Here is an 18,859-nt window from a genome sequence, read left to right on the forward strand (position 1 = left end):
ATGAGATGGTGTTTTTCTGATGTTGTTAATGAAGGGTTTAATAATGGTTAACCATTTGGATATTTGTAAATCAATAAACTGTCAAAAGATACTTCACATGAACCATCGTTAATCCTCCACTCGATTCACCGGGAAGCATGCATTGAACTGTAGGAGGCGTAAATTTAATGGCTAAAGAGGTCCCCTGAATTTGCACCACTTTATTTAAAAATAAACCCACCGGGGAAAAATTCATATCGCCGTGCTCAATATAGTCTCAATTATTCTTATTTTTTGATAAAGCGAGGAATATAAATAATCAGATAACGCTATAAAACTCACAAAAACGATGATAAATCTGCCGTAAACGTGGATATGGCTTCCTTATAACTCTTGTTCAAATAAAATGAGTACCGAATCAAGCAGTTTACGAACATTGGTGTGCCTTACTGGCGTGATGAATATCGTATCATCACCTGCAATGGTGCCTAGAATCCCTTCTGGTTTACCTAAAGAGTCAAGCATCCTGGCAATGAGTTGTGCTGCTCCCGGGCTGGTGTGAATAACGATCAAGGCATCATTGTAGTCAATATCAAGCACTAAGTTTTTAAGCGGGCTGGTGGTCGTTGGCACGCCCAGTTCAGTGGGGAGGCAGTAGACCATTTCCATTTTGGCGTTTCGGGTACGCACCGCGCCAAATTTTGTCAGCATACGTGACACTTTTGACTGATTAATATTTTCGAAGCCTTGTTCCTGTAATACCGTCACAATTTCCCCTTGAGAGCTGAATTTCTCTTCTCTTAAAAGGGCCTTGAAGGCTTTGACCAAGTCATCTTGTTTTGAAGAGTTGCGCATGAGATATCCACTTAAAAAAAATGAAAAGAACGGCTGCTACCGGAGAGGTATCGCATCACTATGCAATTAGGTGAATTTTTATGCAAACATGAATTGTGGTGTTACTGTCCATAGCATCGGGAACGGCAGTCTGACAAAATTTAATGAAAAAAACAAACTGTGCAGTAGTCAGAGAACGCCGATAAAGTGAACGACATGTTATAATAATGATATTGTTTTGGTAGGTATGGTGATTGCGATGTCATGGCCTGCTTAAAACAAGTTACTATGAACGGTGATGATCTCTTGACATAATGCGGCCAATTTGGGGCATGCGAAGAGGAATTGATTCATTCGCCGTAGCCTCTCAATTCTTCACTGTCGATAATAAGAAAAATTACCGACGATTGCTATTTACTATAATAAGGAGCTTAAGATGAAAGTTGCAGTTCTCGGCGCAGCTGGCGGTATTGGCCAGGCCCTCGCACTTCTGCTCAAAACCCAGCTTCCGGCAGGTTCCGAACTCTCCCTTTATGATATCGCTCCAGTCACACCAGGTGTTGCCGTTGATTTGAGCCACATTCCTACCGCAGTCCACATTAAAGGCTTCAGTGGTGAAGATGCTACACCTGCGTTGCAGGGGGCGGATGTGGTATTGATTTCCGCTGGTGTGGCGCGTAAGCCAGGTATGGACCGCTCAGATTTATTTAATGTTAATGCGGGTATCGTTCGTAATCTTATTGAACAGGTCGCATCTACCTGCCCAAAAGCACTTATTGGCATTATCACAAACCCCGTTAATACCACTGTGGCGATTGCGGCAGAAGTACTTAAAAAAGCGGGGGTTTACGACAAAAACAAGCTTTTTGGTGTCACCACGCTGGATATTATCCGTTCAAATACCTTTGTGGCTGAACTGAAGGGTAAAAATCCAGCAGAACTGAACGTTCCTGTTGTGGGCGGCCATTCTGGTGTCACCATTCTACCGTTGCTCTCACAGATCCCGGGTGTACGTTTCACTGACCAGGAAGCTGCTGATTTGACTAAACGTATTCAAAATGCCGGAACTGAAGTTGTCGAAGCAAAGGCGGGTGGAGGCTCTGCCACACTGTCAATGGGGCAGGCAGCGGCTCAGTTTGGTCTGTCTCTTGTGCGTGCGCTCAGTGGTGAAGAAAATGTTGTTGAATGTGCGTACGTTGAAGGTGATGGCGAGCATGCACGTTTCTTCTCACAGCCTCTGCTTCTGGGTAAAAATGGCATCGTAGAGCGAAAAGATTTAGGTAACCTGAGCGCTTATGAGCAGCAGTCATTAGCAGGTATGCTCAGTACGTTGAAAGGCGATATTGTTTTGGGCGAAAATTTCGTTAAATAAATACTTTTCGGGTCAGCTTTCTGCTGGCCCGCCTCGCATTACGTTGCCGGATATTCCAGCACCGTAACGGGTAACGTCAATGTTTTGTCATTACGAATAATATCGAGCTCAATGACTGTGCCTGGGCGAATTTCAGCGACCTGATCCATGGTTTCAAGCGCCGATATTGCAGGTTTATTATTTACGTTTACGATTACATCATTTACCTGCAAGCCTGCTTTAGCCGCTGGGCCGCCTTGAGCAACATTCGTAACCACAATTCCCTGAATATGATCCAGACTGGCATTTTGTCGGTGTATTTGTGGGATCTCTCGTCCGCTTATACCAATAAAACCGCGTATCACCCGCCCATCGCGAATTAATTTATCCATGATTTTTACCGCCAGGGCGGTAGGGATCGCAAAGCCGATACCTTCTGGTGTTTCACCGTCATTACTTTTATCAAATGAAAGCGTATTGATGCCCATCAGCTCACCCAGAGAATTGATGAGCGCCCCCCCTGAATTACCTTTGTTAATCGAAGCGTCAGTCTGCAAAAAATTTTGGTAGCGTGATGGACTCAGCCCAACGCGTCCTGTTGCACTGATAATCCCCTGGGTGACGGTCTGGCCGATGTTATAAGGGTTACCGATCGCCATGACCAAATCGCCGATGTGAACGGTACGTTTTACATTAATTGGAATAACGGGTAGGGCTGATGCGGTAATTTTAAGAACGGCAAGGTCAGTCATGCTGTCAGAGCCAACCAGCATGGCTTCAAAAATACGGCCGTCCTGTAGCGCAACAATGATTTGGTCAGCGTCCTTGATGACATGGCGGTTGGTTAAAATATAACCCCTTCCATCCATTATCACGCCAGATCCGAGGGTGCGAATCTCAAGGTTATCAGCCGACGCATTGGCGCTTCGGTTATAAACATTCACCACCGCAGGTGCCGCGCGTCTTACCGCCGGGTTGTAACTGACAGGCGCTTCGTCAGGGGTACCATCCTTGTGCGAGAACAGGTCGTTGCTGATTCTCAGCGTCGGTATCGCAACCAGCAGTATGCCAGACACAGCAAGGCCAAGGAGCACTGAACGCAATAGTTTAGGGAGCATGGCTTCAAATGGTGAGTGAATGAACGCAGGCAGAATAACATGAGTTAAGCGGACACGCAGGTGCCCGCTTGATGATTTAACGCAAAAGCAGATAGATAGTTTGATCGCCGCGAATAATGTTCAGGGCGAGCAGGGGCGGTTTAGTTGCGAGTAGCTTGCGCAATTCTGTCAGATTTCCGACAGGTGAGCGATTAAGGCCAATAATAACATCCCCTTTTTGCAGGCCAGATTGCTCTGCAGGGGTTCCTTTGCTCACGTCATCGACGTTAACGCCCCTGGCCGCGGCATTGCTTAAGGTCGAACCTTGAAATGCAGGCGCTATTTCTTCCGCGCTGCTTATAGTTTGGCTACTGATATCCAGTCTAACCATTAGCGTCATTGGTTTACCGTCTCGCAGAAGTTCGAGTTTGACTTCTTTGCCCGGCGCAGTGGTCCCAATTTTTGCTCTAAGTGCAGCAAAACTTTCGACGGCTTTGTCGTCAAGATGGGTAATGATATCACCTGCTTTGATTCCGGCTTTCAACGCAGCAGAACCAGGCAGGACCTCATTGACAAAAGCGCCGCGTTGTGCATCAACCTTGAAGGTCTTCGCCATTTCAGCGGTCATTTCCGTACCTTTAATACCCAACTGTCCGCGCCTGACCTCGCCAAAATCAATTAATTGTTGGGCAAGGTTCATCGCCATGTTGCCGGGAATGGCAAAACCAATACCAATGTTGCCGCCAGAAGAGGCCAAAATGGCCGTATTGATACCAATAAGTTCGCCATTCAGGTTGACCAATGCGCCACCAGAGTTGCCGCGATTGATTGCGGCATCCGTTTGAATAAAGTTTTCCAGCCCTTCAAGATTGAGACCGCTGCGCCCAAGCGCAGATATAATGCCGGAGGTGGCTGTCTGCCCGAGACCAAAGGGGTTGCCAATGGCTACCGCAAAGTCGCCCACTTTTAACTGGTCAGAATCAGCGATTTTTATCTGCGCCAGGCCTTTTGCACCGCTAACCTGAAGGAGTGCGATATCGGTTGGCTGATCGTGGCCGATGAGTTTGGCATCAAACTCACGCCCATCGCTCAACTGGACGCTGATTTTTTCTGCACCGTTGATAACGTGATTGTTGGTCAGGATATAACCTTTGTCGGCATTAATGATGACGCCGGATGCGAGACCTTCAAAGGGCTGCGGCTGTGCTGCCTCGTTGTTCTGGTCTTGTTGACCAAAAAAGCGTTTAAGAGGCTCCGGTATATCCTGCGTTTGCGGCTGGCTTTGCGTTCCTTCTACATGCACGCTAACCACTGCTGGCAGAACCTTCTCCAGCATTGGCGCCAGGCTTGGCATCGGTTGCCCCTGAATTTGTGCAGGAAGTGCCGCCATTGCCATCGGCGTGGCGGCCATACTTAGCCCTGTACTCAATGCTAGTGCACTCAACAGTAAGAATTTTTTCTTCATCGCCACGACGCTCTCGCTACATGTTAGGGGGAATAAACCGCCAGGACTGCTGATGCCTGCTGGCAATGCTTGACCTGCAGGCAGAAAGAATAACCATTGTTCTGTTAATACGTTTTATTTCTCACGTGAGTGGCGTTCACCACGTAGCAGCCCGGATGCACTATCGGGATAGTCACGTGGCATCTGTATCGGTGCCTGATTGTTATCCGCTTCGGATTCGGTCAGCTGCCAGGCGAAAGGATTCTTTTCACCCGGAAAATTAGGTAACAGATCATTCGAACCTTTTGCCATATGCTGATAAAGCTGACGGTAATCGCGCGCCATATTATCCAGTAATTCAGCACTCTGAGCGAAATGACTGGTCAGTTCTTCACGATAATCAGCCAGTTCGGCTTTTGTTTTTTCCAGCTCATACTGCAGGCTTCTCTGTTCGCGCAGTTTTCTGTTACCAAAACGCATTGCTACCGCGCCGATAACCAAACCAACCGCTAAACCGATGAGCGCGTATTCCCAGGTCATAATAACTCCCGTGTTATCTTCGTTGTTCCGTAGGATTACCTGGCGATTGCCAGTTCACAATGAGTCACTATAACCGCTAATTTGATGGAAGTGGAATCCTGAGGCTGCATCGCTTAGTCTGGAACGGCTTTTTTTAGACAATCAACCACCTGATACTCCAAATATTTCAGGGAATGTGAATAAATTATGCAAATGATGTCTCCTCTGGCATGTTATCGTCACGCGCTGGAAAATGGTGAATATCAACCTGATGATGTTCAACAACAAGCGGTCATTCGACTGGATGCTATCTATCAGAGTTTTATCAGTCATTCGCCTGCTCCGCCCGCAACAGGTAAAGGGTTTTTTGGCAAGTTGAATAAGCTAATGAGCAAGGGCAAAGAGCAGGTCCGGCAGCCTGTTTCAGGCCTTTATATGTGGGGTGGGGTTGGTCGTGGAAAAACATGGCTAATGGATATGTTTTTTCAGGCAATTCCTGGGAAACGGAAGCAGCGGTTACATTTTCACCGCTTTATGCTGCGGGTCCATCAGGAATTAACCGAGTTACAGGGCCAAAGCGATCCCTTACAAACTGTGGCAAATCGTTTCAAGAGTGAAACGGACCTCCTTTGCTTTGATGAATTTTTTGTGTCAGACATTACCGATGCGATGCTGCTGGGTACGCTTATAGAAGCGTTGTTTGCCAGAGGGATTACGTTGGTTGCGACCTCAAATATCCCGCCCGATGAACTCTACCGTAATGGTTTGCAGCGCACGCGATTTCTACCGGCAATCGCGCTTATAAAACAGCATTGCGAGGTAATGAATGTCGATGCCGGAATTGATTATCGTCTGCGCACCTTAACGTCCGCGCATCTCTGGATGATGCCGCTTAATCAGGCCACCTCGCAGGAAATGGAGCGAATGTTCATCGCGCTCAGTGGCAGCGCTCGCGCTGATAAACCGGTGCTGGATATTAATCACCGCCAGCTGCCTACTCTGGGGGTGGCAAATGGCGTGGTGGCGATGGATTTTAACATTCTCTGTGGGGAAGGGCGAAGCCAGCATGATTACATCGAACTTTCCCGGCGTTTCCACAGCGTGCTGCTTTATGATGTTCCGGTGATGATTTACAAATCGGAGGACCAGGCGCGTCGTTTTCTGGCACTGGTGGATGAGTTTTATGAACGGCATGTCAAGCTGGTTATTTCTGCAGAGATCTCACTGTTTGAGATTTACCAGGGGGCAAAGCTCAAGTTTGAATATCAACGTTGCGTTTCGCGCCTGCAAGAGATGCAAAGTGAGGAATACCTGAAGTTGCCGCATCTGCCTTAGGCGTGATAGCCCTGTTCCCCGACGCATTTTAATGAAAAAAGGGGTCGCGCTTTGAAGGCAACTTCTCTATAATCCTGCGACCCCACGTTACAACAAAGGTTTTTTTCCCAAAACTCTTTGTGTTCCGGTAACGCTATCCGAAGGGGTGGCTTGCTGGTCAAAATGGTCGTGTGAGCCTCAACCGTTTATTCAAGCGTTTGGGTATTCACCAACGTGTAACTTATATTTGGGTAAGCTTTTAGATGAAAACTTTTACAGCTAAACCAGAAACCGTTCAGCGTGACTGGTATGTTGTCGATGCGACAGGCAAAACATTAGGTCGTTTAGCGACTGAACTTGCTCGTCGCCTGCGCGGTAAGCATAAAGCGGAATATACTCCGCATGTTGATACCGGTGATTACATCATCGTTATGAACGCAGAAAAAGTTGCCGTAACAGGTAACAAGCGTAACGATAAGATCTATTACCATCACACTGGCCACATCGGTGGTATTAAGCAAGCGACCTTCGAAGAGATGATTGCTCGCCGTCCTGAGCGTGTGATTGAAATCGCGGTTAAAGGCATGCTGCCAAAAGGCCCGCTGGGTCGTGCTATGTACCGTAAACTGAAAGTTTACGCGGGCAACGAGCACAACCATGCGGCACAGCAACCGCAAGTTCTTGACATTTAATCGGGATTACAGGCAATGGCTGAGAATCAAAACTACGGCACTGGTCGCCGCAAAAGCTCTACCGCTCGCGTATTTATCAAACCGGGCAGTGGTAATATCGTTATCAATCAGCGTTCTCTGGAACAGTACTTTGGCCGTGAAACTGCCCGCATGGTAGTTCGTCAACCACTGGAACTGCTGGATATGGTTGGTAAGTTCGATCTGTATGTCACCGTTAAAGGTGGCGGCATTTCTGGTCAGGCTGGTGCGATTCGCCACGGCATCACACGTGCATTGATGGAGTACGACGAATCTCTGCGTGGTGAACTGCGCAAAGCTGGCTTCGTGACTCGTGATGCTCGTCAGGTTGAACGTAAGAAAGTGGGTCTGCGCAAAGCGCGTCGTCGTCCACAGTTCTCCAAACGTTAATTTATTCTATCTGGCAGTATCAATTATCAGAAAACCCGGTGTATCAACACCGGGTTTTTTCTTTTCTGCTTCCGGTCGTGATAGTAAAGACATACTACATGTGGCATTTTCACCTCAAATCCTTATTCCTGCCCTCACAAGTTGTTTAAAATCTGGTAGACTATTTGCCACTTTGCGCCCACGTTGCAGGGCATTGGTGTGAGATTTCTTAAGGGGATGAATTCATCTCTTTCGATAGCATTTTAAGCAAACTCCTCATTGCACAGCGGGTTCGCGTAGTAATTTTCTGAATAAACTTGGAGGTTTTCATGGCTGTCGCTGCCAACAAACGTTCGGTAATGACGCTGTTTTCTGGTCCGACTGACATTTTTAGCCATCAGGTGCGTATCGTTCTGGCGGAAAAGGGAGTCAGCGTAGAGATCGAGCAGGTAGAAATGGATAACCTGCCTCAGGATCTGATCGACCTCAATCCGTATCGCACTGTTCCGACATTGGTCGATCGTGAACTGACGCTCTACGAATCCCGTATCATTATGGAATACCTCGATGAGCGTTTTCCCCACCCTCCGCTCATGCCTGTCTATCCTGTCGCACGTGGTGAAAGCCGTCTGATGATGCATCGCGTAGAGCAGGACTGGTACAGTCTGATGCGTAAAGTGGAAAATGGCACGGTGCAGGAAGCAGACGCTGCTCGTAAACAGTTGCGGGAAGAATTGCTGGCGATTGCACTTTTGTTCTCACGTACTCCGTTTTTCATGAGTGAAGAGTTCAGTCTGGTCGACTGTTATCTTGCACCTTTGCTATGGCGTTTGCCGCAGTTAGGTATCGAGTTAACAGGGGCTGGCTCGAAAGAGCTAAAGGGCTATATGACACGTGTTTTTGAACGTGATTCATTCCTGGCGTCCTTGACGGAAGCAGAACGTGAAATGCGCCTGCAAACACGGGGCTGATTAACCATGGAAACATCCCAACTTACCGCTCGGCGCCCTTATCTGCTTCGCGCGCTCTATGACTGGCTGCTGGATAACCAGTTAACGCCTCATCTCGTGGTAGACATTAATTTACCTGGCGTGATGGTACCGCTTGAATACGCGCGGGATGGTCAGATCGTTCTTAATATCGCGCCACGAGCGGTTGGCGATCTGCAATTGGGCAATGATGAGGTCACTTTTAACGCTCGTTTTGGTGGCGTTCCTCGCCAGGTGAGTGTGCCTCTGGCCGCTGTTATGGCTATCTATGCCAGAGAAAACGGTGCTGGTACTATGTTCGAGCCGGAACCCGTGTATGAAGCTGATGAAAATGGGCCACTATCCCAGCATAACGATTCGCCAGAGTCGGTGATGTCTGTCATTGATGGCGATCGTCCTGATGATAGTAAATCCGGGCAGCGGGGGCCGGATGACGAGCCTCCACCGCGCGGTGGACGCCCGGCATTACGTGTTGTGAAGTGATCACGGGCTTATAATCAGTTCGTGAAAGCAGGATGAAAAATAAAAGGCTCCGCATCCTGGAGCCTTTTTTAGTGCCAAATTAAAACCACATGCAGTGGACATGGTCATTAACAGGTTTTAACGCTGTCTGTTTTTCTGGATCGAAATCACAGCACAAGCAAAGGTTTTCGCGTGATAAAAGCTGCCTTTGGTAAAGACAGCTTTTTACAAGCGATATGCACTACACTTCGAGCCAGTCCATCATCCCTTCTGCAGCTTTACGCCCTTCGGCAATGGCGGTAACGACCAAATCAGAGCCGCGAACGGCATCGCCACCTGCAAAAATTTTAGGGTTGCTGGTCTGGAAAGCATTGTCACTGCCTTCAGGCGCAAGTATTCGGCCCTGAGTATCCAGCGCTACACTGTGTTGCTCCAGCCACGGCATGGCATGTGGGCGGAAGCCAAATGCCATAACCACCGCATCGGCTGGCACAACATGCTCAGAACCAGCAATGATTTCAGCACGACGACGGCCATTTGCATCAGGCTGTCCCATTTCTGTCCGGGCCATTTTCACGCCAGATACCCGACCATTGCCATTGATTTCAATCCCCAGGGGTTGGACGTTGAATTGGAAATCTACACCTTCTTCACGCGCGTTCTTCACTTCTCGTCGTGAGCCGGGCATATTCTCTTCGTCGCGGCGGTAAGCACAGGTAACGTGCGTTGCTCCCTGCCTGATGGACGTGCGCACACAGTCCATCGCTGTGTCACCACCACCTAATACTACTACGCGTTTCGCATTCATCGAAATGTAGGGTTCGTCAGTTGAATGCGAAAAACCCATTGTATGTTTGGTATTGGCTATCAGAAAGGGCAGTGCATCATAGACGCCATCTGCGTCCTCGTTTTCCAGTCCACCGGCCATTGATTGATAGGTTCCAACGCCAAGAAATACGGCATCGAAATCAACCAGCAGGTCGTTCATTTGAATATCCTTACCGACTTCAGTATTTAAATTGAATTCGATGCCCATCCCGGAGAAAATTTCACGACGTTTAGTCATGACCTCTTTTTCGAGTTTAAACGCAGGAATGCCAAAGGTCAGCAGGCCACCAATTTCAGGATGGCGATCATACACAACGGCTTTAACACCGTTGCGCGTGAGGACATCAGCACACGCCAGCCCGGCAGGCCCGGCACCAATAATCGCCACACGTTTACCGGTTGGTTTAACGCCATCAAGGTTGGGTTTCCAGCCCATTTCCAGCGCTTTATCATTAATGTAACGCTCGATATTACCAATAGTGACGGCGCCAAATTCAGCGTTAAGCGTACAGGAGCCTTCACACAGACGATCCTGTGGGCAAACGCGACCACAGACTTCAGGCAAACTGTTCGTTTGATGCGACAGTTCGGCCGCCTCAATGATTCGGCCTTCGTTAGCCAGCTTCAGCCAGTCCGGAATATAGTTATGTACCGGGCATTTCCATTCACAATAGGGGTTACCACAGGACAGACAGCGGTCAGCCTGCGCCTGCGCCTGGCTTTCAGAAAACGACTCATAGATTTCCACAAACTCAATTTTGCGAATCTTGAGTGGTTTCTTCGGCGGATCGACGCGTTGTAGGTCGATAAATTGATAAACGTTTTGACTCATCGTGACCTCTTACTGCGCCTGCACCTGCAGCTCCGCTGCGGAATGACTACGGTGACCCAATAATGCCTTAACATCACTGGACTTCGGTTTTACCAGTGAGAATTTAGGCGCCCAGGCGGGCCAGTTCGCCAAAATCTCCTTGCCACATGATGAGTCCGTGTGTTGAATGTGTTCGGTGACCAGGCCACGAAGATGCTCTTCGTGAATCGCCAGGCCATCAACATTTAATACCTCAACCAGCTCCGCATTAACGCGTTTGCGGAACTCACCGTCTTCATCCAGCACGTAAGCAAAGCCGCCTGTCATACCTGCGCCAAAATTGACACCAGTACGCCCCAACACGCAGACAATACCACCAGTCATATATTCACAGCCGTTATCACCGATGCCCTCCACGACGGTGATAACGCCGGAGTTACGCACGGCGAAGCGTTCGCCAGCACGGCCAGCGGCGAACAGCTTGCCGCCGGTTGCGCCGTACAAGCAGGTGTTGCCGATAATTGTAGCTTCATGGCTGCGGAATGCCGAGCCAACCGGCGGGCGAACTGCCAGTATTCCGCCAGCCATACCTTTGCCTACGTAGTCATTGGCATCACCTGTCAGCGTAAGCTCGACGCCGCCCGCGTTCCATACGCCAAAACTCTGGCCAGCGGTACCGTTGAAGTGAGCTTTTATCGGATCGGAAGCCAGACCCTGATCGCCGTGCAGTAATGCAATTGCTCCTGACAACGTTGCACCCACGGAGCGGTCAGTGTTGCGGATATCAAAGTAAAACGTCTTACTTTGTTTTGCTTCAACAAAAGGCATCGCCTGGTTCAGCAGCGCTTTATTGAGTACGGCATTGTCAAAGGGTGGATTGTTCTCGGTACAGTGGACGGCCTTGCCTGCTATTGGCTCTGCTGTTTTTAGCAGCGCAGAGAGGTCGAGGCTCTGTTGTCTGGCTGTGAACCCATCCAACTTGCTTAATAAATCGGTACGCCCGATCAGATCGACCAGCCGTTTCACGCCTAACTCAGCCATAATTTCGCGTGTTTCACGGGCGATAAACTCAAAGTAGTTCGTCACGCGGTAAGGCAGACCGTGATAATGGTTCTTACGCAGTTTCTCGTCCTGGGTTGCAACGCCGGTTGCACAGTTATTGAGATGGCAGATACGAAGATATTTGCAACCCAGCGCAACCATTGGACCCGTACCGAAACCGAAGCTTTCAGCACCCAAAATCGCGGCCTTAATAATATCCTGGCCAGTCTTGAGGCCGCCATCTACCTGGAGGCGAATCTTGTGGCGCAGGCCGTTGGCTACCAGCGCCTGCTGTGTTTCTACCAGGCCCAGTTCCCAAGGGCAACCCGCATACTTAACTGAACTGAGCGGGCTTGCGCCGGTACCGCCGTCATAACCCGCGATGGTTATCAGGTCGGCATAAGCCTTGGCTACGCCTGTGGCAATAGTACCAACGCCAGGTTCGGAAACCAGCTTCACTGAGATCATCGCTTTTGGATTAACCTGTTTCAGATCGAAAATAAGCTGCGCGAGATCCTCAATTGAGTAAATATCGTGGTGTGGCGGTGGCGAAATTAGCGTCACGCCGGGAACGGAATAGCGCAGTTTTGCGATATACGGTGTGACTTTATCACCCGGCAGCTGACCACCTTCGCCAGGTTTTGCACCCTGAGCAACTTTGATTTGGATAACGTCTGCATTAACCAGATAAGCGGGTGTTACGCCAAAACGTCCAGAAGCGACCTGCTTAATGCGTGATACTTTGTTGGTGCCGTATCGTGCGGGGTCTTCACCACCTTCTCCTGAGTTGGAGAAACCGCCCAGGCCGTTCATTGCTTCAGCCAGTGACTCATGGGCTTCCGGGCTGAGTGCACCAATTGACATCGCGGCAGTATCGAACCGTTTGTACAACTCACTGGATGGTTCAACGTCGTCGAGGCTGATAGCACTACCAGATGGGGTAACAACAAGCAGATCGCGTAGCGCCGCCACCGGGCGTTCGTTAACCAGCTTCGCGTACTGCTGATAGTCGCTGTAATCACCACTGTTAACCGCTTTTTGTAGCGTGCCGACTACGTCCGGGTTATAGGCGTGGTATTCCCCGCCGTGCACGTATTTCAGCAGGCCACCCTGTTCAAGGGGTTTCCTCTGTAACCAGGCGCGCCGCGATAAATTGACCAAATCCTGCTGAAAATCAGCGTAATTTGCACCACTAATGCGACTAACCACCCCCTGGAAGCAAAGATCTGACACGTCCCGGTGCAGTCCCACGGCTTCAAAGAGTTTGGAACAGCGATATGATGCGATGGTGGAAATCCCCATCTTCGACATAATCTTATACAGTCCTTTATTAATGCCGTTACGATAGTTCAGCATCAGACTGCGATTATCTTTATTAATTACGCCACTTTCCGCCATTTTTGCCAGCGACTCATAGGCAAGATACGGATAGATCGCTGTCGCGCCAAAGCCCAGCAGCACGGCAAAATGATGCGGATCGCGGGCGCTTGCAGTTTCAACAATGATGTTGGCATCACAGCGCAGGCTTTTATCTACCAGGCGGGTCTGTATGGCTCCCACGACCATGGGAGCGGGGACGGGCAAACGTGAGGGGCTTATTGCGCGATCAGAAAGCACCAACAAGACCGTGCCGCTGTGTACCAGTTGTTCAGCCCGATCGCACAGTGTCAGAATGGTCTCTTTGAGCGATGATTCAGCAGGATCAAAGGTACAATCCAGCGTATAAGCGCGGTAAAACTCTTCTTCCTGGGTTGTCAGCTGCCTGAAGTCTGAATAAAGCAGGATGGGGGATTTAAAGCTCAGGCGGTGTGCCTGGCCTTCTGCTTCACAGAAAACGTTCATTTCGCGGCCGATACTGGTGGCCAGCGACATGACGTGCGCTTCACGTAACGGATCGATAGGCGGGTTAGTAACCTGCGCAAATTGCTGCCGGAAATAGTCGTAAATCACTCTTGGGCGGCTTGAAAGTACGGCAAAAGGCGTGTCATCGCCCATTGAGCCAACGGCTTCCTGACCATTTTCACCCAGCACCCGAATGATAGAATCCAGTTCTTCGCTGCTGTAACCGAACTGCTTGTGAAAGGTTGAAAGCAAGTTATCATCCATTTCACGGCTGCCCATTTGATCGTCGGGTAAATTTTCGAAAGGCACCAGACGACGGACGTTTTTCTCCATCCACTCTTTATAAGGATGACGGCTTTTGAGATCGTTATCCGTTTCGGCAGATTGTAGAATGCGGCCTGCGCGGGTATCGATAACCATCAGTTCGCCAGGTCCAACGCGGCCTTTTTCCACCACTTCATCTGGCTGATAGTTCCATATACCGACTTCAGATGCGCAGGTAATCAGCTTGTCTTTGGTAATGACATAGCGAGCGGGACGTAAACCGTTACGGTCAAGGTTACAGGCAGCATAGCGCCCGTCTGACATCACAATACCGGCAGGGCCGTCCCATGGCTCCATATGCATTGAGTTGAAGTCAAAGAAATCGCGCAGTTCCGGGTCCATATCAGGATTGTTTTGCCAGGCCGGTGGCACCAGAAGGCGCATGGCCCGTATCAGATCCATTCCACCACTGAGGAACAGCTCCAGCATGTTATCCATTGAACTGGAGTCAGAGCCGGTTTCATTAACAAAGGGTGCGGCATCCTGCAAATCGGGGATCAGTGGCGTGCGGAATTTATAGGCTCGGGCTCTGGCCCACTGGCGATTACCTGCAATGGTATTGATTTCACCGTTGTGTGCCATATAACGGAAAGGTTGTGCCAGTGGCCAGCGAGGCACTGTATTGGTCGAAAAACGCTGATGAAACAGGCAAATTGCTGATTCCAGTCGGAGATCGGCGAGATCAAGGTAAAAACGTGGAAGATCGGCCGGCATACACAGACCTTTGTAAATATTGACCTGATTTGAAAAACTGCATACGTAAAATTCTTTATCATCAATGCGTTTTTCAATACGGCGTCGTGCCATGTACAGGCGGCGTTCCATATCACGTGGACGCCAGCCGGCTGGGGCATTGATAAAAAGTTGTTCTATGCGTGGCATAGAGGAAAGGGCAATTTCGCCCAGCACGTCCTGATTAATTGGAACTTCTCGCCAGCCAACCACGGAGAGGGTTTCACGCAACACTTCTTCTTCGATGATGCGACGGCTTTCACGCGCCAGTTCGTCATCCCGATTCAGAAATAACATGCCTACCGCGTAGTTTTTGGCCAGGCGCCAACTGCGCTCCTGTGCGACCACGTGGAAAAAACGGTCGGGTTTTTGCAACAAAAGTCCGCAGCCGTCGCCAGTCTTGCCGTCAGCGAGGATCGCCCCACGATGCTGCATTCGGGCCAGTGCGTGAATGGCAGTACGCACCACCTTGTGGCTAGGTTCGCCTTCTATATGGGCGATCAGGCCGAAACCACAGTTGTCCTTTTCAAGGGATTTATCGTACAACATCTCAATGAACCTCCCCAGGCTCTGGGAGACTCCCTGCGCCGAAGAAGGGCAGACGCAGTAAGGGCGTGGCGACAGGTTTTGAGCTTGGTACTCACCTCTTGTGTCGCCCCTCTATGTCTTGCCTTAAGCATCGGTGTCACAAGTGTTATGGACTTGCTACAGAGGGTGTCTCAATAACTGCATAAGTATGACGGGCAGAATACCCGTCCAGAAAGCTTCCAGCGGATTTCCAACTTATCGGGAAAGCGCACTCAGGTCAAATTGCGGGCTTGCTGTGGACTTTGTGGGCTTTTTTCAATGCAATATAATGATTATTAAGGTTTTTATTGCTTTTTCCTTAATGCCATGATGATGTCATTAACTATCAAAGTGTGAGCTGTCTCACTGTAGTGCAGGCGACAAATCTCTGCACCATGCTGGTGCTGGTATTATTATTGGCATAAAATTCTGTATTTAATTTCCTTTTTATTGAAAATGACTGTTTTTGGCTTGCTGATTCATTTGAATCAAACCTGCAGGCATTATTAGTAAAATTAATTACCACTTTAATGACTAATTTCTCTCTTATTATGAATTATTATTCAATTAAGTTTCAAAAATAATGGATGCCAGGATGCTAAAGATTAAGAGAGTCCGCAGTTGGAGGCGATTTTTAATATTTTAAGTAGTTACTTGTATTATGCAGTCACGAAAATAAGTGATAATTATTGCCTGCTCGCAGCAGAGTAAGAAAACAGGCTTTCAAATTTAATGATAATTCGCCTGACTCTGCTGTCAGGCAGGGTTTAATGCTGCATTTGCCTCTGACAAGCTGTTTGCCTTTTCCTGCCGTTCGCACTTTGCAAAAGAATGCTCCATTGTTGAAATTCAGGCGAATTGCGCCGCTATAGAATAGATCAGCTGAGTTTTCATTCTATCCCTGTCAAAAGCCATCCAGGGATCAATTTATTCAGTGTTCACCCAGCCATCAGGCTCTGCCTGTGCACTTATTCAGTGCGAGGTAAGGTAATGGCTGGCCGCGTTGGTCTTTTTCGCTTTTACGGTATGATTGAAATATCGTCCCGGAGGGAACTTTTATGAAACAAATTCGTTTACTGGCCCAATATTACGTTGATTTGATGGTGAAACTGGGGCTGGTTCGCTTTTCTTTGTTGTTGGCTTCTGCGCTGGTGGTATTAGCGATGATTGTGCAGATGGCGGTGACAATGGTGCTGCACGGACATGTTGAAACGATTGATATGGTTCGTTCGGTTTTTTTTGGACTGCTGATCACGCCCTGGGCGGTTTATTTTCTTTCTGTCGTTGTCGAGCAACTTGAAGAGTCGCGACAGCGCCTCTCCCGCTTAGTTGACAAACTTGAGGAAATGCGCAACCGCGATCTGGAGTTGAATCAGCAGATGCAGGAAAACATTACTCAGCTTAATCAGGAAATCTCCGATCGCATCAAAGCGGAAAAGGCGCGATTGCAAGTACTGGATAAACTGACCGAAGAAATGGCACGAGGTGCGCAAGCGCAGCTTGAGCTTGAACAGCAGTCGACTTTTTTGCGCTCTTTTCTGGATGCTTCTCCCGATCTTGTTTTTTATCGCAACATCGATCAGCAATTCTCTGGCTGTAACAGGGCGATGGAATTACTGACTGGCAAAAGTGAGAAACAATTAATTGGTCTGACACCCCGTGATGTCTATGACGCCGAGGATGCTGATAAAGTGCTCGAAACGGATGAAAAAGTCTTTCGCCATAACGTCTCATTAACCTATGAGCAGTGGCTACAGTATCCCGATGGCAGGAAAGCCTGTTTTGAAATCCGCAAAGTGCCTTACTACGACCGCGTAGGCAAACGTAGTGGGCTGATGGGTTTTGGACGCGACATTACAGAGCGTAAGCGCTATCAGGACGCGCTGGAGAAGGCCAGCAGGGAGAAAACCACCTTTATCTCAACAATTAGCCATGAGCTTCGTACGCCACTTAACGGGATTGTTGGCCTGAGTCGTATTCTGCTTGATACAGAACTGAATGATGAACAGTTGAAGTATCTAAAAACTATTCATGTGTCAGCTATTACGTTGGGCAATATCTTTAATGATGTTATTGAAATGGACAAGATTGAGCGGCGTAAAGTGCAGCTGGACAATCAACCCATAGATTTTACCGGTTTTCTGGCCGATCTCGAAAACCTGTCTGGTCTGTTGGTGCAGCCGAAGGGATTAACCTTTACGTTGCAACCGGCATTACCGATGCCGCATAGCATCGTTGCCGATGGCACCCGGTTGCGACAGATTCTGTGGAATCTTATTGGAAATGCGGTGAAGTTCACACACCAGGGCGGCATTGTGGTGCGGGTCAGCTATCAGACCGCAGATTGTCTGCAATTTGAGGTGGAGGACTCCGGCAGAGGTATTCCTCAGGACGAGCAGGACAAGATTTTTGCTATGTATTATCAGGTGAAAGATCAGCACGGCGGTAAGCCAGCAACGGGAACGGGAATTGGTCTGGCCGTCTCGCGTCGGCTGGCGCAGGCAATGGGAGGGGATATTACGGTCAGAAGCAGTGCCGGAAAAGGATCTTGCTTTACGTTGACTGTCATGGCTCCGGGGATGGCACAATCAAAAGATGAACAGCAAACCATAGATGATTTTCCATTACCGGCACTCCATGTCCTGCTGGTGGAAGATATCGAGTTAAATGTGGTGGTAGCCCGCTCCGTGCTGGAAAAACTTGGCAACAGCGTTGAGGTGGCGATGACCGGCGAGGACGCGCTGGCCATGTTTGATCCTGACGAATTTGATCTTGTACTGCTGGATATTCAATTGCCGGACATGACCGGGCTGGATGTGGCGCGCGAAATTCATCAACGTTATACCGGCAGACACATGCCTCCGCTTATCGCCCTGACAGCAAATGTGCTCAAAGACAAAAATGAGTATCTCAATGCAGGTATGGATGATGTGTTGAGCAAGCCACTTGCTGTACCTGCACTGACTGCGACCATCAAGAAGTATTGGGGCCATCAGCAACATGACGATCGTGCACAGGAGAAGCCTGTGGATGAGAAAAAATCGGCTCTTCTGGATACTGGCATGCTGGAGGGGTATATCGAGTTGGCTGGACCAGAACTGATTCATCAGAGCCTGGATATATTTGAGCAAATGATGCCCGGCTATTTGGCGGTGCTGGATTCAAACATGATGGCCCGCGATCTGAAAGGTATTGTTGAAGAAGGACATAAGATTAAAGGCGCTGCTGGCTCCGTTGGTCTGGTGCATTTACAGCAATTAGCGAAACAAATCCAAAGTCCGGATTTGCCTGCATGGTGGGATAACGTGCAGGAATGGATCGACGAAGTTAAGCATGAGTGGCGAAACGATGTTGAAATACTACGTCAATGGGTTACGGCGATACAAAAAAATGACCCCGACCAAAGCCGGGGTGCGCGAATACTGCGCCAACACCAGGGAAAAAGGCCATCTGCGCTGTTCTGATAAATGTTTAAACGCACAGAGAAGGTATTGGTTAGAACGCTAAGTTACTACCATAACAAATCTCACATAACATGTTACCAGATTCATTAAAATGTGTGATGTTGAGCAGCGTTTACGAACAGAAAACATTAATTTGATGACATAGTCAAGTCCGGAATTAATTTATATGCATTTTTGATCAA

General features: G+C 48.9%; 13 protein-coding genes. 7 read left to right on the forward strand and 6 right to left on the reverse strand.

Features of this window, described 5'->3' with window-relative positions:
- Positions 1-363: 363 nt before the first annotated feature.
- On the reverse strand, positions 364-834 hold the full coding sequence (argR, locus tag LU633_RS03650) for a transcriptional regulator ArgR (RefSeq protein ID WP_016190589.1): 471 nt from the start codon (positions 832-834) through the stop codon (positions 364-366).
- A 415-nt stretch (positions 835-1,249) separates the two neighbouring features.
- Here argR and mdh point away from each other — a divergent pair, with 415 nt between their 5' ends.
- Entirely contained in the window at positions 1,250-2,185 is a 936-nt protein-coding gene (gene mdh, locus LU633_RS03655; RefSeq protein WP_016190588.1) for a malate dehydrogenase, read from the forward strand.
- 38 nt (positions 2,186-2,223) lie between these two features.
- On the opposite strand, the gene degS is transcribed toward mdh, so the two are convergent.
- From degS to zapG, 3 genes are all read right to left on the reverse strand, one after another.
- Positions 2,224-3,282 carry an outer membrane-stress sensor serine endopeptidase DegS gene (gene degS, locus LU633_RS03660; protein WP_016190587.1) on the reverse strand — a complete coding sequence of 353 codons (1,059 nt, stop codon included), beginning with the start codon at positions 3,280-3,282 and terminating at the stop codon, positions 2,224-2,226.
- Positions 3,283-3,358: 76 nt separating this feature from the next.
- The gene (gene degQ / locus LU633_RS03665; RefSeq protein WP_016190586.1) at positions 3,359-4,726 is read right to left on the reverse strand and encodes a serine endoprotease DegQ; all 1,368 of its coding nucleotides are present in this window, start codon (positions 4,724-4,726) and stop codon (positions 3,359-3,361) included.
- A gap of 114 nt (positions 4,727-4,840) precedes the next feature.
- Positions 4,841-5,245, reverse strand: a complete 405-nt coding sequence (gene zapG / locus LU633_RS03670; RefSeq protein ID WP_016190585.1) for a Z-ring associated protein ZapG — start codon at positions 5,243-5,245, stop codon at positions 4,841-4,843.
- Positions 5,246-5,431: 186 nt separating this feature from the next.
- Here zapG and zapE point away from each other — a divergent pair, with 186 nt between their 5' ends.
- The 5 genes from zapE to sspB all read left to right on the forward strand — a co-directional run bounded on the left by zapE (position 5,432) and on the right by sspB (position 9,089).
- Positions 5,432-6,559 carry a cell division protein ZapE gene (zapE, locus tag LU633_RS03675; RefSeq protein WP_016190584.1) on the forward strand — a complete coding sequence of 376 codons (1,128 nt, stop codon included), beginning with the start codon at positions 5,432-5,434 and terminating at the stop codon, positions 6,557-6,559.
- A 242-nt stretch (positions 6,560-6,801) separates the two neighbouring features.
- Complete coding sequence (rplM, locus tag LU633_RS03680; RefSeq protein WP_016190583.1) at positions 6,802-7,230, forward strand: 50S ribosomal protein L13; 429 nt, start codon at positions 6,802-6,804, stop codon at positions 7,228-7,230.
- 15 nt (positions 7,231-7,245) lie between these two features.
- Positions 7,246-7,638 carry a 30S ribosomal protein S9 gene (rpsI, locus tag LU633_RS03685; protein ID WP_016190582.1) on the forward strand — a complete coding sequence of 131 codons (393 nt, stop codon included), beginning with the start codon at positions 7,246-7,248 and terminating at the stop codon, positions 7,636-7,638.
- A gap of 308 nt (positions 7,639-7,946) precedes the next feature.
- A complete protein-coding gene (gene sspA / locus LU633_RS03690) occupies positions 7,947-8,588 on the forward strand; it encodes a stringent starvation protein SspA (RefSeq protein WP_016190581.1) in 642 nt (213 codons plus the stop codon).
- A gap of 6 nt (positions 8,589-8,594) precedes the next feature.
- Positions 8,595-9,089, forward strand: a complete 495-nt coding sequence (gene sspB / locus LU633_RS03695) for a ClpXP protease specificity-enhancing factor (RefSeq protein WP_016190580.1) — start codon at positions 8,595-8,597, stop codon at positions 9,087-9,089.
- 220 nt (positions 9,090-9,309) lie between these two features.
- Here sspB and LU633_RS03700 read toward each other — a convergent pair whose 3' ends face one another.
- Both LU633_RS03700 and gltB read right to left on the reverse strand, forming a co-directional pair.
- Positions 9,310-10,728 carry a glutamate synthase small subunit gene (locus tag LU633_RS03700; protein ID WP_016190579.1) on the reverse strand — a complete coding sequence of 473 codons (1,419 nt, stop codon included), beginning with the start codon at positions 10,726-10,728 and terminating at the stop codon, positions 9,310-9,312.
- Between the two features lie 9 nt (positions 10,729-10,737).
- A complete protein-coding gene (gltB, locus tag LU633_RS03705) occupies positions 10,738-15,195 on the reverse strand; it encodes a glutamate synthase large subunit (protein ID WP_016190578.1) in 4,458 nt (1,485 codons plus the stop codon).
- Positions 15,196-16,271: 1,076 nt separating this feature from the next.
- Here gltB and arcB point away from each other — a divergent pair.
- Positions 16,272-18,677, forward strand: coding sequence for an aerobic respiration two-component sensor histidine kinase ArcB (gene arcB / locus LU633_RS03710; protein WP_016190577.1), 2,406 nt, complete (start codon positions 16,272-16,274; stop codon positions 18,675-18,677).
- Positions 18,678-18,859 lie beyond the last annotated feature (182 nt).

Origin of the sequence: Erwinia tracheiphila, assembly GCF_021365465.1 — a bacterium.
Lineage (GTDB): Bacteria > Pseudomonadota > Gammaproteobacteria > Enterobacterales > Enterobacteriaceae > Erwinia > Erwinia tracheiphila.